A 16,196-nucleotide genomic window follows, 5' to 3' on the forward strand; every position below is an offset into this window, starting at 1 on the left:
GGGCTTCCCCACGGAGCCGGAGCCTTGGGAGCCTCGTCGAGGCCGCCGATTGCCGTACTCACAGTGCACACACCGTGCACTGGTCGTTGTCGTCGTCGGTGTCGAGGGCGTCGGCGAGGACTTCAATGAGTGGGACGTTGGCCCGGGCCGTGGTAGCGGCTCGAGTCAGGGCGGCTTCGTGGCGTTCGATGATCTGGTCGCGACGGGCGCGCAATTGCACGAGGGTCTCGCCGCCCGACCAGGTGTACTGGCGGCCTCGCATGGCGGTGTCGCCGAAGTCGGCGTCGCCGTCCACGCCGGCGTCGCGCAGCACCTTCTGCTCGATGGCCACGGCGCGCTCGAACAAGTCGGGGTGCTGTTCGGAGAGGCCGATCCACTCGGCCTTGCGCTGGTAGAAGCAGAAGTAGCAGCCCGAGCGGGTGCGCCAGCTGTAGTAGTCGGGCAAGCCGATGCCGGCGTCGTCTAGGAGTCGCAGCACGTCGTCGTGGCCGATGCCGTCCTCCACGAACGGGAACCGGGTGCTGATGTTCGGCTTGGTGGAGATGTGGCCCTTGCGGTTGGACTCGTCGGCCCGGATCGCCACATAGGAGACGGCCGGGTTGTCGCCGATCCAGGCCTCGATGGGCTTGATCTTCATGTTCTTCGTACACCAGCGCATCTGCGGTGACGGCAGTGCGCCCCGGAACACCTCGAACCAGTGGTCGAAGCCGCGCTCGGCGTTGAGGCGCACGATGGGGCGGCCGAGGATCACTTCGAGGCGGGTCAGGTATTCGTACGTCTCGGGCAACTCGGCGCCGGTGTCGCAGAAGAAGTACTCCATCTGCGGCACCCGGTTGCGCATGTAGATGGCGAGGGCGCTGGAGTCCTTGCCGCCGGAGATGCCGCAAATGTGGCGAACGTCGCCGTCGGTGGCAGGGGCGGTGGTGCGCCGGTCAGCCATGCCGATCCCCCGCAGGCACTAGCCCCGGACGTTCCGGGAGTGCCAGCGCGGTCGCAGTCCGGGCGGTGACCTGTGGGTGCGGCCCGGCTGCGATGTCGTCGCCTGGAGGAAGCGGACCCGCGGCGGTCTCCGCCAGGAACCTCTCGCCGAGCAGGGCGAGCATCGTGTGACCGGCCCGCTGGGTGGACCCCGTGAGGTCCGCCAGTCGGTCGAGCGCACCGTCGAGCACGGCGTCGAGTTCGGCCCGTTGTCGTTGCTCCACACCGACGAGGCGGACGTACTCGCCGCCGTCGGAGCGGGTGACGGTGACCCGGAGGGCGTCGAACGGGCCGCCCCCGTCGGCTCGGTGCTCCGCGTGCAGAGCGACGAGACGCCCGAACGCGGCGAGCCGTTGCGGGAGTTCCCGGCGGAACCGGTCCCGGTCGTCGTCGCGCCATTCGGCGGGCGCCTTGCGGGCCACCACGGTGGCGATGGCCGAGATCCAATCGGCGTCGTCATCGGTGGTGTCGTTGGCCAGAGCGCCCACGAAGGCTCGCACTTCGCTGTCGAGTACCTCGCCTTCGAGCGCGGCGGCCTGCCCGGATACGGCATTCCGCGAGGTCTCGCCGCTCGACATGAGCAGCAGGTGGCGCAGGTCGGCGAGCAGACCGTCGAGGCACGCTTCGAGTTCGTCGACCGCGTCGCCGAGCGCTGCGGCATAGGTGTCGGCGTGCGGGTACGTCCGGGCGTCGGGGGCGACCTCGGGACAGTCGAGAACCGACGGCAGGGCACCGAACAGCAGATCGTCCGGTTCGGTGGCCTCCAGCAGGAGGTCGCGCACACCCGCGGTGGACCCCGCCAGGCTGCCGGTGCGGCGCGTGTAGTTGTCGAGGTGCCGGACGCGGGCCACGAGATGACTGACGACGGCGACGACGTTGGCCACGCGGCGCCGCGCCCGCAGCGGCTCGACCCCGAGTCGTGTCGCGAGCGTCTCGATGACCTGGCGACGGGCACCGGTGGTGTTCGCGAAACACTTGAGATCGAAGTGGCCCGGGTTGCGGACCATCCGTTCCGATACGTCGGCGGTGAGCAGCGGCTTGAAGGTTCCGTGCTCGTACAGCGCGACGTCGTCGGCGCGCGCCAGCAGGCCCGCGGTGACGAAGACGGCCACTGGGCCGGCCTTCATGCCGATCGGAGGGGACCTCAAGGCGGAAATAACGTCGTCGAGGTTGACGCGCCGCCGCTTGGCCCGGTCGAGCTGCGCTGCGAAGACGTCCCAGGCAGGCCGCAGCTGCGGGTCGGAGGGCGCGCGGAAGCCCATGTCGCCGCGCGAGTCGGGGGCGTGCAGCCCGGTTCTCGCCAGGAACGCCCGGTACATGGCCACCTCGGGACCGAATCCCGACAACCCCAGGTCGCGCTCGGATCCGTGCTCGATCATGGCCGTCAGCAGCTCGCGCCGCGCCTTGGCCCCCTGTGACGTCAGAGCGGAGCGGTTGAGCATCTCGTTGCGAATCGGCGGGGTGGACGTGTACGCCAGATCAGCGGCCGCAGAAAGTGCCGCGCTGCCGCGCCCGGCGGGGAGCTCGCAACCGCCGCCCTCCTCCAGCAGCACCCACCGGCACGCCGCGGCTCCGAGAGCAGTGCTTCGGGCGCTCTCCAGGGTGGCCTGTGCCAGCGCCAGCCGTTCACCCAGTTCGCGCCGGGCAACCCAGTCCTCGGCGACCGAAGGATCCTCCAGCGCCGTCGTGACTTTGGCGACCTCGCGGGCGGCCGCATCGAGGGGGCCCACATCGTCGGGGATCGCCGCGACAACGGGCTTGGCGCCGGTTGTCGGTCCCCCGATCGGGGTCGTCGTGGGCAGAGCCCGATCCTGCCCGACCACGATGAGGACATCTCCGTCGTACGGCGAGGACGCGGTCGGCGGCTCCACCGGTTCGATGCCGTCCACGTAGCGGCGTGAGAACACACGCAGCGTGCCGTGCTCGGCGCTGTGCCGCGCCGCTACCTGCGGTGGGAGGGGATCGATCGCCGAAAGCACGTCGGTCAGCGATCGGGCGGCCACCTGCTCTCCGGCGCCGTCGAGCAATCGCTCGATGTCCAAGTCGCTGCCCTGCCACACGCGGTACTCGTCGGCGAACCGGCGGTAGGTCACGACGCCAGCGGCCTCCAACTCGCCGAGAGTCCTGGCGGCGCCCGGTCCCGTGCGGGCCAGCAGCGCCTCGGAGGCCCGTATCGAGCCGGTGGCCGACACCAGGTTCAAGACGGCGACCGAGCGGGCCATGCGCTCTTGGCGTTCGGTGAGGCCGTGGGTGTCCCGCAGGCGGGTAGCGATCTCCGCCCATCGGCTCGACCGCCCGACGGCGGACGCTGTGCTGCCGCCACCGGCTACGAAGTAGTCGTAGACAGCGTCGAGCCCCAGCGAGGGCAGCGCCCCGCGCTCCGGCAGCGAGGTCTGGTTAAGGAACGAGACCGCGCTTGCCGCATCCGCCCCGGTCAGGAACGCGAACAAGGTGCGCTCGTGCTGGCCGTAGCGGCTGCACAGTTCGGGCAGGACCGCAGCGGCCAGCGGGTGGAGCGGGTAGCACGACGCCACGGTGCCGGGATCGGCCATCTCGGCGACGCCCAGGCGGCGCATCTCGGCAGCCTCGCGGCTCGCCCAGCGGGCGACCCGATCCCGCAGCGATGCGTCGTGAACCTCGAAGGCCGTTCCGATCAACGCTCGGGTCTGCGCCGACGACTCGACATAGGCGATGTCCTCGAAGCGCCCCTGCACCTTCGCCCACTCCCGTCGCCGGGGGCTGTCGGCGCCGGCGAGGTGATCCTCGAACGAGAGATGCTGCAACGTCAGCAGGAAGATCGGCAGCCCGGACCCCTGCCCGGCCTCGGCGAGTTGCTGCAGCAGGTAGGGGTCGTTGTCGGCGCCGTCGCCGGCGGCCTCGAGGTTCTTGCCGAACTCGTCGAGAATCAGAAGGAGCGGTCGGTCGCCGGCAAGGCAGCGGGCGATCTCGATGAGCGATGTCGCCGACGGGCCAGCTCTGCGGGGATCGTCGGACGCCGCGTCGTCGAGCGCCGCGGTCAGGCTGTCAGCTGCAGCAAAGCGTTCCGCGGGGGGGGGGTCGCCGTACGCGCGACGTACTGCGGAATCGAGCGCTCGCAGCACCGTACGGCTGAGTGACTCGCGCCGCGCGGTGACCAAGCCGCGGTGGAAGCCGCACGCGCTGGTTCCGTGACGCTTGTGGGCCTGCCGCACGAGCCGGCCCACTGAATCGGAGGCATCGCCGATGAGTTGCTCTGTCATCCGCCGCGCCTCGCCCAGCGGGCCGAAGGCTGCGTCGAGCAGCAGACCGAGCGAGGACTTTCCTGAGCCGTACGGCCCGGTGAGCGACCAGGCACCCCCCGCCCCGCCGGCTGCCGCGGTTGCGGCGATGCGTTCGGCCACGTCGAGCGCCCGAGCGGTGACCACGTAACCCTGCAGCGGCTCGAGGCGGGCCGCGTCGCGCTCCAGGTTCGCCGAGCGGGCGAAGCGGGGCGCAACGGCGATGCCCTCGGCCAACAGCGTCATCGGTGCGCTGCCGTTGTCGGAGGATCCACGACCGAGGTCGCATCGCCACTGTTGAGGTCTCGTCGATGGAGGCGGCGCAACCGGTCGTCGGGATTCCGGCCGAGCCCGAGTTCCTCCAGCAGGTCGTCGGGGATCGGCCGGTCGCCCTCGTAGCCGGCTTGCAGAGCACCGGCGTCGGATGCTCCGGTGCCGAAGTACTGGTCGAGGAGGCGGGCCGCGACCATCTCGGGCGGTTCGGACCAGGAGAGTTGCACCGCCCCGGTGGGCGACGCGAGGCCCAGCGGCCCACAGTTCTCGACTGCAGGCTCGAGGACTGCCAGCAGTTCGGATTCATCCAGCTTGAAGGCGCGGCCGACCGACCCCGGCTCGTGGACCAGGCGGCTGAGCGTGACCGTGTTGCCGCCGGTTCCGCTGCGGGCGACCCAGTCGAGAGCGGCATAGGCCGCCACCTCGGGAGGCAGCGACGCCTTGGCCCCCACCGTGAACCGGAATCGCTCCGTGGCCGCGGACCGGCCGATGAGGTTCAGGTCCCGCAGCGGGCAGTCCAGGATGTCGTCGATGCTGCGGCGGTTGGATCGCTCGGGCGGGGCGTAAGTGCGGAGCAGGGCGGTGACGTCCTTGTGGATGGACGACCGGTGCGGGGCGCCCCACGTGCTCATCTCGAGTTGCGCCGAGACGGCCGCTTCGAGTTCGACGTCGGTGAACTCGACGGCGCCGAACTCGTTGAACGCCAGCCACCACACCGGAAGCCGCGACGGCGGCGCCAGCAGCAGCCAGTGCAGGAGCCAGAGCGTGCCGGGATCCTCCATATAGCGATCCCAGCCCGACTCGCCGAACAACCCGTGGCCGATGCGGGTGGGGATCAGGCTCGGCGTGCGCCGGTTCGCCGCCGCTGGATCCTCGGTGATGAGCTTCGCCGCCAGCCCCCAGAAGCGGATGGCCCGCACCATGTTCTTGCCCACGCCGAGAATCACCGGAGCGTCGGGCAGGCCGAAGACGAACGGATCAGCGGCCGCGGCGGCGTAAGCCTTGCGGAACCACCCGTACCGCGGGTGGAACGTCTCGTGGCGAGCGAAGCTGGCCTCAGCGGCCTCGGTCAGGCGCATTCAGGGCTCTCGGCGAGCATGGCGCGAACGTAGTCCACCGCTGCGACAGTGCTGCTGGTTGCCGGTTCGATGTCCGCCTCGGTCGTGAACCGACCCAGGCTGAAGCGCACCGACTCGAACGCCGCCTCGCGGGACAGGCCCATCGCCACGAGGACCTCGGAGGGCTCGATCGTGCCTGTGCTGCAGGCACTGCCCGCGGAGGTGGCGACCGGGTCCATGTTGGCGATGACGGCCTCCGCGTCCGCACCGGCGAAACGCAGGTTGGCCGTGTTGGGGAGTCGCCGCGCGGTATCGCCGTTCTGGCTGACGCCGGGGAGCCTGCTCTGAATCGCCGTGACCAGCCGGTCGCGGAGCGCGCTCACCCGGGCACTCTCGGTTGTGCGCTCTTCGGCGGCGATGCGGGCCGCTGCGCCCAGCCCGACGATCCCGGCCACGTTGAGCGAACCCGATCGCAGGCCTCGCTCGTGGCCGCCGCCTTCGATGACCGGAGCGAGCCGCCGCAGCGCCGCCGCTGTGCCGACCAGAGCGCCCACCCCGCCCGGGCCGCAGATCTTGTGGCCGCTCAGCGAGACGAGGTCGGCGCCCACCGCCGCCATGTCGAAGGGCTGCCGGCCGACCTGCTGCGTTGCATCGCAGTGGAACAGGGCCCCCGCGGCGTGTGCCCGCTCGGCCACCTCGGCCACCGGGTTCAGAACACCGGTCTCGCTGTTGGCCGCCATGGCCGACACCATCAGCACGTCGGGCCCCAGCAGCCCGTCGAGGGCGTCGAGGTCGACGAACCCGCCCGGCGTCACCCCGATCACGTCCACCTTCGCTAGCCCACCGTCGGCCAGCCGGCGTGCCGTCTGACGCACCGAGGCGTGCTCCACCGCCGATATCAGCAGCCGCTTTCGCCCCTGCGCCGCGGCCTCGACTGCGCCGCGCAGCGCCAGGTTGTTCGCCTCCGTGGCCCCGGCGGTGAACACCACACCCGACCGTGTGCCACCGACCAGAGCGGCGACCCGATCCCGCGCCGACTCGACAGCCCCCGCCTGCCGCCGTCCGAACCGATGCGCGGAGGAGGCGTTGCCGACCCCGGCCGTCAAGACCGGGAGCATCTCCTCGGCCACACGCGGGTCCAGCGGCGCCGAGGCGTTGTAGTCGAGATAGATCTCCCGCACGTCCACCAACTGTACGGGAGCCGTACGACATGATCCTCCAGCAGCGATCCGGCTGACGGTGCCGGACGTGCTGGCGGCGGTCGCTCGCGGTGGCGCACCGGCCGCGCTGATGGCCGCGGTGCCGGCGGTGTTCGGCCCGCCGCGGGGCCGTCACGAGGCGCGCCGGCTACAGCGGCGGCTGGTGGACAGCGGGGTGGTCGTGCCCGACTGGCTGGAGTCCCTGGGTGCGGTGGTCCCCGCACGGGCGGTTCGCCCGGGTGACGCGTGGGACGACGAGTGCGCGGTGCTGGTCGATTGGGGATTGTGTAGGCGACCGGCCGCCGGGGTCTGACGCCGCGGTGGTTCAGATCCGGCCGAAGGCGCCGTGGCGGACAGCGATCTCGAAGTGTTCCAGATAGTCCATTCCGACGATGGCTTGGTAGTTCAGGGTGTTGTCGGGCACGATGACCACCTCCGGGAGCTTCGCAGGATCGAAGGGCGGGACGCTCACCCACAGCGAGTCGGTCGCCGGGTAGTACCCGACGACCCGTCCATCGAATCCCCGCACTTCGACGGTGTCCAACCCATCCAAGTCCAAGTCCAGCGCCTCAGCGACCTTCTCAACGATCATGGTCGTCGTCGCGCCGGTGTCGATCAGCGCGTGGCAGGTGCTCGTGAGATTCCCGGCGGTGGGATCGTGTCCAACCTTCGCGGGCGATTGCGGCCGGGGATCTCTTGGGGTGTTGGACCGTTTGGCACTAACCACGCGCAGAGGGCGCCGCGCCGGCGGTGAGTACGCCCGAATAGACGACAGGGACAGGAAGCGTGTGAGCGGAGAAGTTCCCCGATCCGAAGCGTTCCTTCGCCGTCGACGGCGACCCGACGAGTTGGACAAGGATCTGCGGGCCCTGGTGGATCAGCGGGTGGGCCTGCTGCCCCTCGGCGGTGACGCGTCCCTCCCCGGCCGCCTGAGCGAGGACGAGGCGGCGTCGATCGCCGACGCCTTCATCGAGTGGCCCCACAGGCAGGATCCGCTGGACGCGGACCGCTTCTCCGAGACGATCATTTCGTTCGCTGCTACCGCTACGACCGTGACCGACCGGGGCCACCGGCTTGACCCGCCGGCGTGGGTTGTGGTACTGCTCGACTTCGGACTATCGTGGCGGTCGCATAATTCTTAGGCGCCTAGGTTCGGTGCCCGATTCGGGTACCGGGCCGAACGCCACGTCCTACGGCCGCCTTCGGGCGGCCGTAGCTGTCTTGGCCGTCGAACGTCGGCCCAATGCCGGGCGCCAGTGCATTCACCGCGAACGTCTTGATGGCGTTTCTCAGCCTCGGGTGCTCGATGGGCGCTTGGTGTAGGCACAGTGAGCGTGCGGCCCGGCCCGATGGCTGCGGCAATGTCGAGAGGGATCATGTACATCTGCTACATCGATGAGTCGGGTGGGTTCGAAGCACCCGACACGGCACCGGACGCCACTCCGCTCATGGCTCTTGCCGGGCTCATCATCAGCGCCGACGTGTTGCATCCTTTGACAGCGGACTTCCTGGATATCAAGCGGCGTTTCTTCCCCGGGGCGATGACAGGACGTCTGGATGACGTGCTGGTGGAGATCAAGGGGTTGGACTTGCGGCGAGCGTTGCGAGCCTCGACTCGTCGCGAGCGGCGGCACGCGATCGGATTTCTTGACGGAGTGGTCGGTCTGATCGAAGAGTACGACCTCCGGCTGATCGGCCGAATCTGGATCAAGGCATCCGCCGAAGCTCTCGAGCCGAGATCGAGCTATGCGTACGCCACTCAGGACATTGCCCGGCACTTCAGCAACTTCCTCGAGCAGTACCGAGACTCCGGCCTGCTCCTGTGCGACGGTCGGGAGCACCATCAAGACGCTCAGGTGGCTCATTCGATCTTCACGATGAAGCACCGGCGGCGTGGCGACAGGTTGCCACACTTGATCGAGGTGGCCACGTTCGGAAGGAGCGTGAACCACGTCGGCCTCCAACTGGCGGACATCGTCGTGTCGGGACTGCTGTTCCCCATGGCGGCCCGCGTCTACTGCGCCGGTCGAGCGAGTGGAGTCCATACTCACCGGAGCTTTGACGAACTGCGCAGGCGGTATGCCGGGCGTCTTCGTTCGAGGCAGCACTTGTACTCGGACGGCTCGGCCAGAACGCGGGGCGGAATCGTCGTGAGCGACAAGCTCAGCCGGCAGTCGTCAACGTGTCTCTTCGAACTGCCCGTCCAGGCGTAGTAGGCAGTCGGCTGCGGACGTACTGCTGCGGTTTTTGGTCCGCCGCGGGCCGTCAAAAGGCGCGCTAGTGGTGTGTCGGTAGTTTGAGTGCGGGGTGTGGTGGGGTGTCGGCGTGAGCCTTCCTGCTGCCCCGTTGAGAGTCACCCGCGGCCGGCGGGCCGAGTTGGAGAGGCTGAGGTGTTCGGGCGCGACGCCCCAGCGGGTGGCGCGCCAGGCCGAGGCGCTGCTGTCGGCGGCGGAGGGGGCGGCGAACGAGGAGACCGCCCGGAGGGTCGGCGTGGCGCCGAACACGGTGCGGGCGTGGCGGCGCGGGTTCGCCGACGGGGGCTTGGAGTGGTTGGGGACGGTGGCGCCGGGGCGGGGCCCCGAGCGCGCGCTGGGCGCCGGCGGCGAGGCGGCGATCGTCGCTGACACCTTGACCGCCGAGCCCCCCGACGGGGCGTCGCGCTGGTCGACGCGGGCGATGGCCGCCCGCCACGGGGTGGGCAAGGACTTCGTGGCGCGCACCTGGGGGGAGGCGGGCCTGCGGCCGTGGCGCGCCGACGTGTTCAAGCTGTCCGCCGATCCGGACTTCGAGGCGAAGCTGCGCGACGTCGTCGGCCTGTACCTGGACCCCCCGAGGCCGCCGCGGTGTTCAGCTTCGACGAGAAGACCCAGGCCCGGGCCCTGGACCGCACCCAGCCGTCGCTGCCGATGACCCGCGGCCGCGCCGCCACGATGACCCACGACGACCGCCGCGACGGCACCGTGGACCTCTTCGCCGCCCTCAACGTGACCACCGGCGAGGTCCTGCACCAGACGCGCCGCCGCCACACCGGCGCCGACGTGCTGGCGTTCTTCAAACGGATCGACCTGCACACCCCCGAAGACCTCGACGTCCACGTCATCCTCGACAACCTCTCCGCCCACAAGTCCCAGCCCGTGCGCGACTGGCTCGCCCACCCCCGCCGCCGACGATGGCGCCTCCACTACACGCCCACCCGCGCCTCCTGGCTCAACCTCGTCGAGGGCTGGTTCTCCATCCTCACCCGCAAAGCCCTCAAACACAACAGCTTCACCAGCGTCGCCGAACTCACCGACACCATCGACAACCGGACCGCCCACTGGAACAACGACCCCCGACCCCTCACCTGGACCAAGCCCCCCAACCCGATCATCGCCAAAACCAGCCGCGCACGCGCCGCGCTCAACCGCGCCACCAAACCCGCGACAGACCACTAGCTGTGGCGGCGGCTGGTGGACTGACGGCGGGACGGTCGTGCCCGACTGGCTGGAGGCCATGGGTGCGGTGGTCCCGCACGGCGGTTCGCCTGAGTGACGCGTGGAGCGGCGAGTGTGCGGTGCTGGTCGATTTCGTGTGCCCCGACGGGACGGTCTGCGGCCTGGGAGCGGCTGTCGACCGGATCTGGGGCGGGGTGGCGGGCGGGTTGATGCACGGCCCCACCACCGAGGCGCTCGTTGCCATCGCGGCCGAGGACCCTTACGGCACCGTCGCGGCGATCGACCTCGCCGACGCGGGGCGATGATCTCCGAGGGGCTACAGAACGGGACGCCACCTTGCGACTCGACGACCATCACGGCCCCGACGCCGACGCCGACGAGTTGGCCGCGGATCTGCAGGCCCTGGTGGATCAGCGGGTGGGCCGGCAGCGCCTCGGCGGTGACGCGCCCCTCCCGCGCCGCCTGAGCGAGCAGGAGGCGGCGTCGATCGCCGACGCCTTCGTCGAGTGGCCCCACGGGCAGGAAGCGGAGGTCGCGGCACGCATCGCCGAGACGATCGTCTCGTTCGCCTCCGACGGCGCGCGACCAGGTGTGGGACGGCTACGAGAGAATCGTGAGCTACCTGTGAGGGGGACCTGTGGATGGCTGGCAGAAAGAAACGGCCCCGACTGCGAGTCGAGGCCGTCGGCCTGGGGCTACTCACCCCAGGGGGGTGATTCATACTATACCGATCCGTGACACCCGGTGTCACCTGTCGCTGACTTCCTGTGAACGTGGACCGGGTGATCGCGTACATCGACGGATACAACTTCTACTACGGCCAGCGGGAGGCTTGACTCCATAGTTCGCGCCGGCTCGATCTTCCGGCGATGTGCCGGGCACTGCTCAAGGGCGGTCAGCGGCTGGACCTGGTCCGCTACTTCACCACACGGGTTCGCAACGATCCCGCCGCCGCGAAGCGCCAGTCGTCGTTCATCGACGCGCTCACCGCGCGGGGAGGATGGGCTCCGGCGGGTTGGCTTCCCAAGCCTTGATGGCGCGTACGCATCGCGAGCCCCGGTAGTCCGGGTCGGGTCTCCTCGCGGGCTCAGCCGTTCCGCGAGTCGGGCGCACGAGCGTCGCCCTCGGCATCTACTACACCGGCAAGGACCCGCCGGCTGCCAGGCGCGCGACGCCGGAGTGCCACAGCAGGCCGGCCGCGGCGAGACGCTGACCAACGGGGAGGTCCGCGAGTTGCTCGGCGTGGACGCTGCAGAGGCCCGGGAGACGCTCGGCTGGTTTCGCGACCGCGGGTTGCTCCAGCAGCGGAGCACCGGCGCCGTCGCCCACTACGTCCTGGCGCCGCACCTAATTGGCCCCAAGAGCCGCCGAGTACTGCGCAGTCGGCCCGACTACCTCAGCGACATCGCAATTGAGTTGGCGGGCAGAGGCCGCGTGACCAACGCCGATCTTCGGAAGCGCACAGGCATTGACCGCGTGGAGGCGCTACGAGTCCTCAACCCCCTCGTCGCCGCCAGCCGGCTCGAGCGCCGCGGCACCAGGCGAGGAAGCCACTACGTCCTCCCCGGATCGACCGCCGCAGGGAAATGACAGAGTCATGACATATTCGTGAAGACGCACGGTTTTACGAATATGTCATAACCGCTAAACCTCGGCGAGGCGGGCCTGATGCTCCTGGTACCGACTCTCGAGGTTGTTCCAGATCCGGTCGGGCACGCCGGTGGCGCGCTCGAGACGCCGCGCCGTGTCGCTGGCGATGGGAGCCTTGCCCCGGATGATCCGGTCGATGCGCTTGGTCGAGAGCCCGGCGCGTCGGGCCAACTCGGCCTGGCTCATCGACGGCTCCGCCAGCGCTTCATCGAGCGTCCAGCCGGGCGGTGTGGCGCGGTCCGGGCTGTACGGATGTGTCGGCGTCATGGCGGTCTCCGGCGCTTGGGGTGTCTCGGTGGTAGTCGGCAATCTCAGCGACGACCACGACGAGGAGTCTGCCGCGATCCAAGCGTCGCCCGCGACGAGCGGCCGCTGGAGACGAAGTGCGCATCATGAAATTCGAGGGAGTCGCCTGGTTCCAGTCGTCGGGTCGCTCTCTGCCTTTCGACGACCATCACGTCCCCGGCGACGATCCTGACGAGTTCGACGAGGACCTGCGGGCCCTGGTGGATCAGCAGGTGGGCTTGTTGCCCCTGGGCGGTGAGGTGTCCCTCCCGCGCCGCCTGAGCGAGCAGGAGGAGGAGTCGATCGCCGACGCCTTCATCGAGTGGCCCCACGGGCAGGACCGCGGGACGCGCACCACATCTCCGAGACGATCATCTCGTTCGCTCCTTGCTGCTACGAAGGCGACCGACCGGGAACACCGGCTTGACCCGCCGGGGTGGGTGTGGCGCTGCTCAACTTGGGACTATCGTGGCGGTCGCATAATTCTTGGACGCCTAGGTTCGGTTCCCGATTCGGGTACCGGGCCGAACGTCACGTCCTACGGTCGCCTTCGGGCGGCCGTAGCTGTTGTTCGGGCGCGACGCCCCAGACTCGTCGACGAAGCACAGCTACAACAGCCATCCCATCGCGTTCGTGCCCCGCCGGAGCGGGGCACGTTCTGCGAGTCGGCAGAGGAGCAAGCTCGCGCACCGAATACGTCGGTCCTCTCCGCCGAGAGCACTTTAGACACGAAGGTCGGCGCGTCCAAACCACCACGCCAGCAGGTATCTGAGGCATTCCTGCGGCAACTGAGCGCGGCGTTACGGCCTGAGCGCGGTGATGGGTACGACGCCGACGCCGTCGTGTCGCATGTATGGCTGGCCGGTGGAGGTCACCACGATGAGAGTTTTAGGCGGGCCCGTGCTGCTCGTGTCGACCTTGGCGCTGAGTTCCAGCAACGACCGGGCCGCTCTGTCGATGGAGTCCGGTGCGCCCAGTTTCACTTCGGCGGCGATCCACTGGCCGTCGTCGCGCTCTATCACGGCATCGACTTCCAGCTTCGACTTGTCGCGGTAGTGGAAGACCGTGCTCCTGTTTGCCTGGGCGTAGACCCGTAGATCGCGTATGGCCATCGACTCGAACAGCAGTCCAAGAGCGGTCCGATCGTTGAACAGGGCCTCCGCGCTCGCGCCGACAGCGGCGGCGGCGAGCGACGGGTCGACCAGATGGTGTTTGGGGGCCGATCGCAGCGGGGTGCGCGAGAGCAGTCGGGCGCTCCAAGCCGGCTGACTCTCGTAGACGAAGATCCTCCTGAGAGCGTCGAGGTAGATGCTCAATGTCTGGCGGGCCGCGGTGCTGTCGCCCATGTCCGACGCGAGGGTCGTCGCGCTGGCTTCCGACGCGCTGTTGCGAGCCACCGAAACGAGCAGTCGCTGCACGCCTTGGGGATTGTGCCTGGTGCCGCTCGCCTTGGCCACGTCGACGCGGCACACCTCGTCCAAGTAGTCGCGCGCGAACTCTTGGGCATCCCGGGCAGCCATGGTCTGGGTGAGCGGCCACCCGCCGCGCAGCAACCAGTCGATGATGTTCCGGAGTTGGTCCACCGGAGCCAGGGGCCTCCTCGCCGAGGGCCTGTACTCTGCCTCGAGGCCGCGATCGATGAGATCCCCCAGGCTCACCGTGCCCGTCGAGGCGCCGCTCTCCCAAAGAGACATCGGCCGCATCGCGACGCGTCCCACCCGCCCGGTGCCGGAATGCCTGATGATGTAGTCGCTGGGTTGCGCCGACGCGGAGAGTATGAACCGGCCCGGCCGCCCCAGCCGGTCACTGGCGCGCCGTACCCGATCCCACAGCCCGGCCACGAGCGGCCATTCATCCAGCAGCATCGGGTGTGGGCCCTCCAGCAGCGGCAGCGTCCCCTGCGCCGCATGCCCTCGCGCTGTCTCATCCTCGTCGAAGAGCACTTGACTCGCCGCGAACTGCTGCGAGGTGGTGGTCTTGCCGCAGCCCCGCGTGCCCTCCACAAGAACGACGGGCAGAGAGCGAAGTTTGTCCTCCATCTGGGCGTCAACCACTCGGGCCATGTAGGAACCGGCAGCATCCACAGCCGCAGTCTAACCAGTCGGCTCTCCGTTGCCTAACGTTTTGGCTCGATCGGTCCTAACACTCTGGCGCGCTCTCGCACGACATCTCGGCAGGATATTCCTAGCTGTGACAGCCGTCGGGGACGGCTGCTCAGGACTCCGGGGTGCTGAGTTGGAGGCGTTGGCGTAGTCCGTTGCCGTGGGTGTGTGGCCAGATGCCGCCGTGGTGGAGCCGGCCGACGACGATGCCGGGGTGGATCCCCAGGTCGGCGGCGAACATTCTCACGTCGTCGAGGCTGCCGATCGTGGGCAGCACACGGGCTCGGTCCTTCGGGATCAGCAGGTTCGAGGCGAACTCGTCGGCTTGGAGTTCCTCGTCGGTTCGGTCCGCGCTGTCGCCGTTCGGCTGCTCGATGTAGATGGCGCGCTTCGATCCGTCGAGGACGTGTTTGGCCTCGTGGAAGAATGTGAACCAGAAGATGTCGCTCCACCGGAACCGGAGGCTCAGCTGAATCAGCGGTCGGCCGCTCCCGAGCCAGCGGGTGGCGCCGTGGGTTCGCGCTCCTTCGATCTCGCGGGTGACGACGACGCGGACACCGGCGGCGGCGCATTCGGCGACCAGGGCGGGGTGCCAGACGGCTGGGTCGGTCTCGCGGGTGAGCGTCCGGACGGTGATCAGAGCCTTGTGGAACCGGTCGGGGTTCCAGGGGGCGCAGTCGATGCGGGATGCTGCGATCTCGCCCATGCGTAGCCAGACAGCGATCGCGCCGTCGTTCGATTCGTGTGCCCTGGACTTGCGGAACGCCGCCCGGTAGTGATCGACGGTGGCGTCCCAGGCCGATCGATCCGTCACGCCGAGGAATGCGAACGCCTCCCTGAGCCGTGTTGTGGGATCGGCGCGCTTGGTGAGGATGCCGAGTTTCACCATCGACGCGATCGGCAACCGCTCGAGCAGGTCGACCTGCTGCGCCAACTCGGCCTCCTCAGCTAGGCGCGCCCGGTGCTCCTGGTACCTGCTCTCGAGGTTGTTCCAGAGCCGGTCGGGCACGCCGGTGGCGCGCTCGAGACGCCACGCCGTATCGGTCGTGATGGGAACCTTCCCGCGCACGATCTGGTTGATGTGCTTCGTCGACAGCCCGGTGCGGCGTGCCAGTTCGGCCTGGCTCATCGACAATTCCTCGAGTGTCTCCTCAAGAGTCCAGCCGGGCGGGGTGGCGTAGTCCGGACTGTACGGGTATGTCGTCATTGGTCTCTCCGGCGGGGGTGGCATCTCAGTGGTAGTCGACGATCTCGGTGATGATGACTGTGGTGGCGCGGGACCAGTCCAGGCCGCCGTCGTCGGTGCGGGGCACGGGCTCGGCAGGACGGAGGACCATCCGGAACGGCTGGTGCAAGTCGGCGGTGAGGTGGCCGGCTCTGTCGCCGGTCAACTCGTGCCAACGGCCCGGCAGTAGACGCAGATCCGCCAGGGAGTCGGCCGCTTCGAGCTGGCTGAGACGAGTCCGGATCCTCCGGGCCCCGATGTCGCCGTAGCGCTTGCTCAGCGCGCTCGAACTGGACATCGTCTTCTGCAGCTGGGATGTCGCAAACCGAACTTCCACGCATCCTCACGTCTGGGGTGGGTTTGGCTTCAACTGTAACAGTACATTTACCAATTTGGTAAAGTAATCGGATTCACAGTCGAGGCGGTCCCCGCACGGGCGGTTCGCCTGAGTGACGCGAGGGACGACGAGTGCGCGGTACTGATCGATTGGGGATTGTGTAGGCGACCGGCCGCCGGGGTCTGACGTCGCGGTGGTTTAGATCTGACCGAAGGTGCCGTGGCGGACAGCGATCTTGAAGCGTTCCAGATAGTCCATTCCGACGATGGCTTGGTAGTTCAGGGTGTTGTTGGGCACGATGACCACCTCCGGGAGCTTCGCAGGGTCGAAGGGCGGGACGCTTACCCACAGCGAGTCGGTCGCCGGGTAGTACCCGACGACCCGTCCATCGAATCCCC

At 68.9% G+C, this 16,196-nt stretch carries 19 protein-coding genes; 9 read left to right on the plus strand and 10 right to left on the minus strand.

What is annotated here, in order from left to right:
- Positions 1–58: 58 nt before the first annotated feature.
- From OXG55_16725 to OXG55_16740, 4 genes are read right to left on the minus strand one after another with little or no spacing between them, the layout of a single operon-like run.
- Positions 59–940, minus strand: coding sequence for a phosphoadenosine phosphosulfate reductase family protein (locus tag OXG55_16725; protein MCY4104882.1), 882 nt, complete (start codon positions 938–940; stop codon positions 59–61).
- Complete coding sequence (locus tag OXG55_16730) at positions 933–4,481, minus strand: hypothetical protein (protein ID MCY4104883.1); 3,549 nt, start codon at positions 4,479–4,481, stop codon at positions 933–935. Before OXG55_16730 ends, OXG55_16725 begins: the two co-directional genes overlap by 8 nt.
- Positions 4,478–5,587: a DUF4007 family protein gene (locus OXG55_16735; GenBank protein MCY4104884.1), complete on the minus strand. Its 1,110-nt coding sequence runs from the start codon at positions 5,585–5,587 to the stop codon at positions 4,478–4,480. The genes OXG55_16730 and OXG55_16735 overlap by 4 nt, the downstream gene beginning before the upstream one ends.
- Positions 5,578–6,747, minus strand: a complete 1,170-nt coding sequence (locus tag OXG55_16740) for a cysteine desulfurase family protein (protein ID MCY4104885.1) — start codon at positions 6,745–6,747, stop codon at positions 5,578–5,580. The genes OXG55_16735 and OXG55_16740 overlap by 10 nt, the downstream gene beginning before the upstream one ends.
- A 67-nt stretch (positions 6,748–6,814) precedes the next feature.
- On the opposite strand from OXG55_16740, the gene OXG55_16745 reads away from it, so the two are divergent.
- Positions 6,815–7,078 carry a hypothetical protein gene (locus tag OXG55_16745; protein MCY4104886.1) on the plus strand — a complete coding sequence of 88 codons (264 nt, stop codon included), beginning with the start codon at positions 6,815–6,817 and terminating at the stop codon, positions 7,076–7,078.
- Positions 7,079–7,090: 12 nt separating this feature from the next.
- Here the strand turns inward: OXG55_16745 and OXG55_16750 are convergent, their stop codons facing one another.
- Positions 7,091–7,492 (minus strand): aspartyl protease family protein, encoded by a 402-nt coding sequence (locus OXG55_16750; GenBank protein ID MCY4104887.1) that lies wholly within the window; start codon positions 7,490–7,492, stop codon positions 7,091–7,093.
- 61 nt (positions 7,493–7,553) lie between these two features.
- Between OXG55_16750 and OXG55_16755 the strand changes: the two genes are divergently transcribed.
- From OXG55_16755 to OXG55_16790, 8 genes are all read left to right on the plus strand, one after another.
- On the plus strand, positions 7,554–7,907 hold the full coding sequence (locus OXG55_16755) for a hypothetical protein (protein MCY4104888.1): 354 nt from the start codon (positions 7,554–7,556) through the stop codon (positions 7,905–7,907).
- Between the two features lie 186 nt (positions 7,908–8,093).
- Positions 8,094–8,978, plus strand: coding sequence for a DUF3800 domain-containing protein (locus tag OXG55_16760; GenBank protein ID MCY4104889.1), 885 nt, complete (start codon positions 8,094–8,096; stop codon positions 8,976–8,978).
- Positions 8,979–9,090: 112 nt separating this feature from the next.
- The gene (locus tag OXG55_16765; GenBank protein ID MCY4104890.1) at positions 9,091–9,675 is read left to right on the plus strand and encodes a helix-turn-helix domain-containing protein; all 585 of its coding nucleotides are present in this window, start codon (positions 9,091–9,093) and stop codon (positions 9,673–9,675) included.
- Positions 9,609–10,199 (plus strand): IS630 family transposase, encoded by a 591-nt coding sequence (locus OXG55_16770; GenBank protein MCY4104891.1) that lies wholly within the window; start codon positions 9,609–9,611, stop codon positions 10,197–10,199. Before OXG55_16765 ends, OXG55_16770 begins: the two co-directional genes overlap by 67 nt.
- A gap of 119 nt (positions 10,200–10,318) precedes the next feature.
- Positions 10,319–10,504 (plus strand): hypothetical protein, encoded by a 186-nt coding sequence (locus OXG55_16775; GenBank protein ID MCY4104892.1) that lies wholly within the window; start codon positions 10,319–10,321, stop codon positions 10,502–10,504.
- 31 nt (positions 10,505–10,535) lie between these two features.
- Positions 10,536–10,937, plus strand: a complete 402-nt coding sequence (locus tag OXG55_16780; GenBank protein MCY4104893.1) for a hypothetical protein — start codon at positions 10,536–10,538, stop codon at positions 10,935–10,937.
- Between the two features lie 131 nt (positions 10,938–11,068).
- Positions 11,069–11,233 carry a hypothetical protein gene (locus OXG55_16785; GenBank protein ID MCY4104894.1) on the plus strand — a complete coding sequence of 55 codons (165 nt, stop codon included), beginning with the start codon at positions 11,069–11,071 and terminating at the stop codon, positions 11,231–11,233.
- 145 nt (positions 11,234–11,378) lie between these two features.
- On the plus strand, positions 11,379–11,789 hold the full coding sequence (locus OXG55_16790) for a hypothetical protein (protein MCY4104895.1): 411 nt from the start codon (positions 11,379–11,381) through the stop codon (positions 11,787–11,789).
- 54 nt (positions 11,790–11,843) lie between these two features.
- On the opposite strand, the gene OXG55_16795 is transcribed toward OXG55_16790, so the two are convergent.
- The 5 genes from OXG55_16795 to OXG55_16815 all read right to left on the minus strand — a co-directional run.
- Positions 11,844–12,116, minus strand: a complete 273-nt coding sequence (locus OXG55_16795; GenBank protein MCY4104896.1) for a helix-turn-helix domain-containing protein — start codon at positions 12,114–12,116, stop codon at positions 11,844–11,846.
- Positions 12,117–12,934: 818 nt separating this feature from the next.
- On the minus strand, positions 12,935–14,218 hold the full coding sequence (locus OXG55_16800; protein ID MCY4104897.1) for a DUF4143 domain-containing protein: 1,284 nt from the start codon (positions 14,216–14,218) through the stop codon (positions 12,935–12,937).
- A 130-nt stretch (positions 14,219–14,348) separates the two neighbouring features.
- On the minus strand, positions 14,349–15,443 hold the full coding sequence (locus OXG55_16805; protein ID MCY4104898.1) for a HigA family addiction module antitoxin: 1,095 nt from the start codon (positions 15,441–15,443) through the stop codon (positions 14,349–14,351).
- A 25-nt stretch (positions 15,444–15,468) separates the two neighbouring features.
- Entirely contained in the window at positions 15,469–15,759 is a 291-nt protein-coding gene (locus tag OXG55_16810) for a killer suppression protein (GenBank protein MCY4104899.1), read from the minus strand.
- Positions 15,760–15,996: 237 nt separating this feature from the next.
- The coding region (locus tag OXG55_16815; GenBank protein ID MCY4104900.1) for a hypothetical protein at positions 15,997–16,196 on the minus strand (200 nt) is incomplete at its 5' end.

Source organism: bacterium (genome assembly GCA_026708055.1).
Taxonomy (GTDB): Bacteria; Actinomycetota; Acidimicrobiia; order Acidimicrobiales; family CATQHL01; genus VXNF01.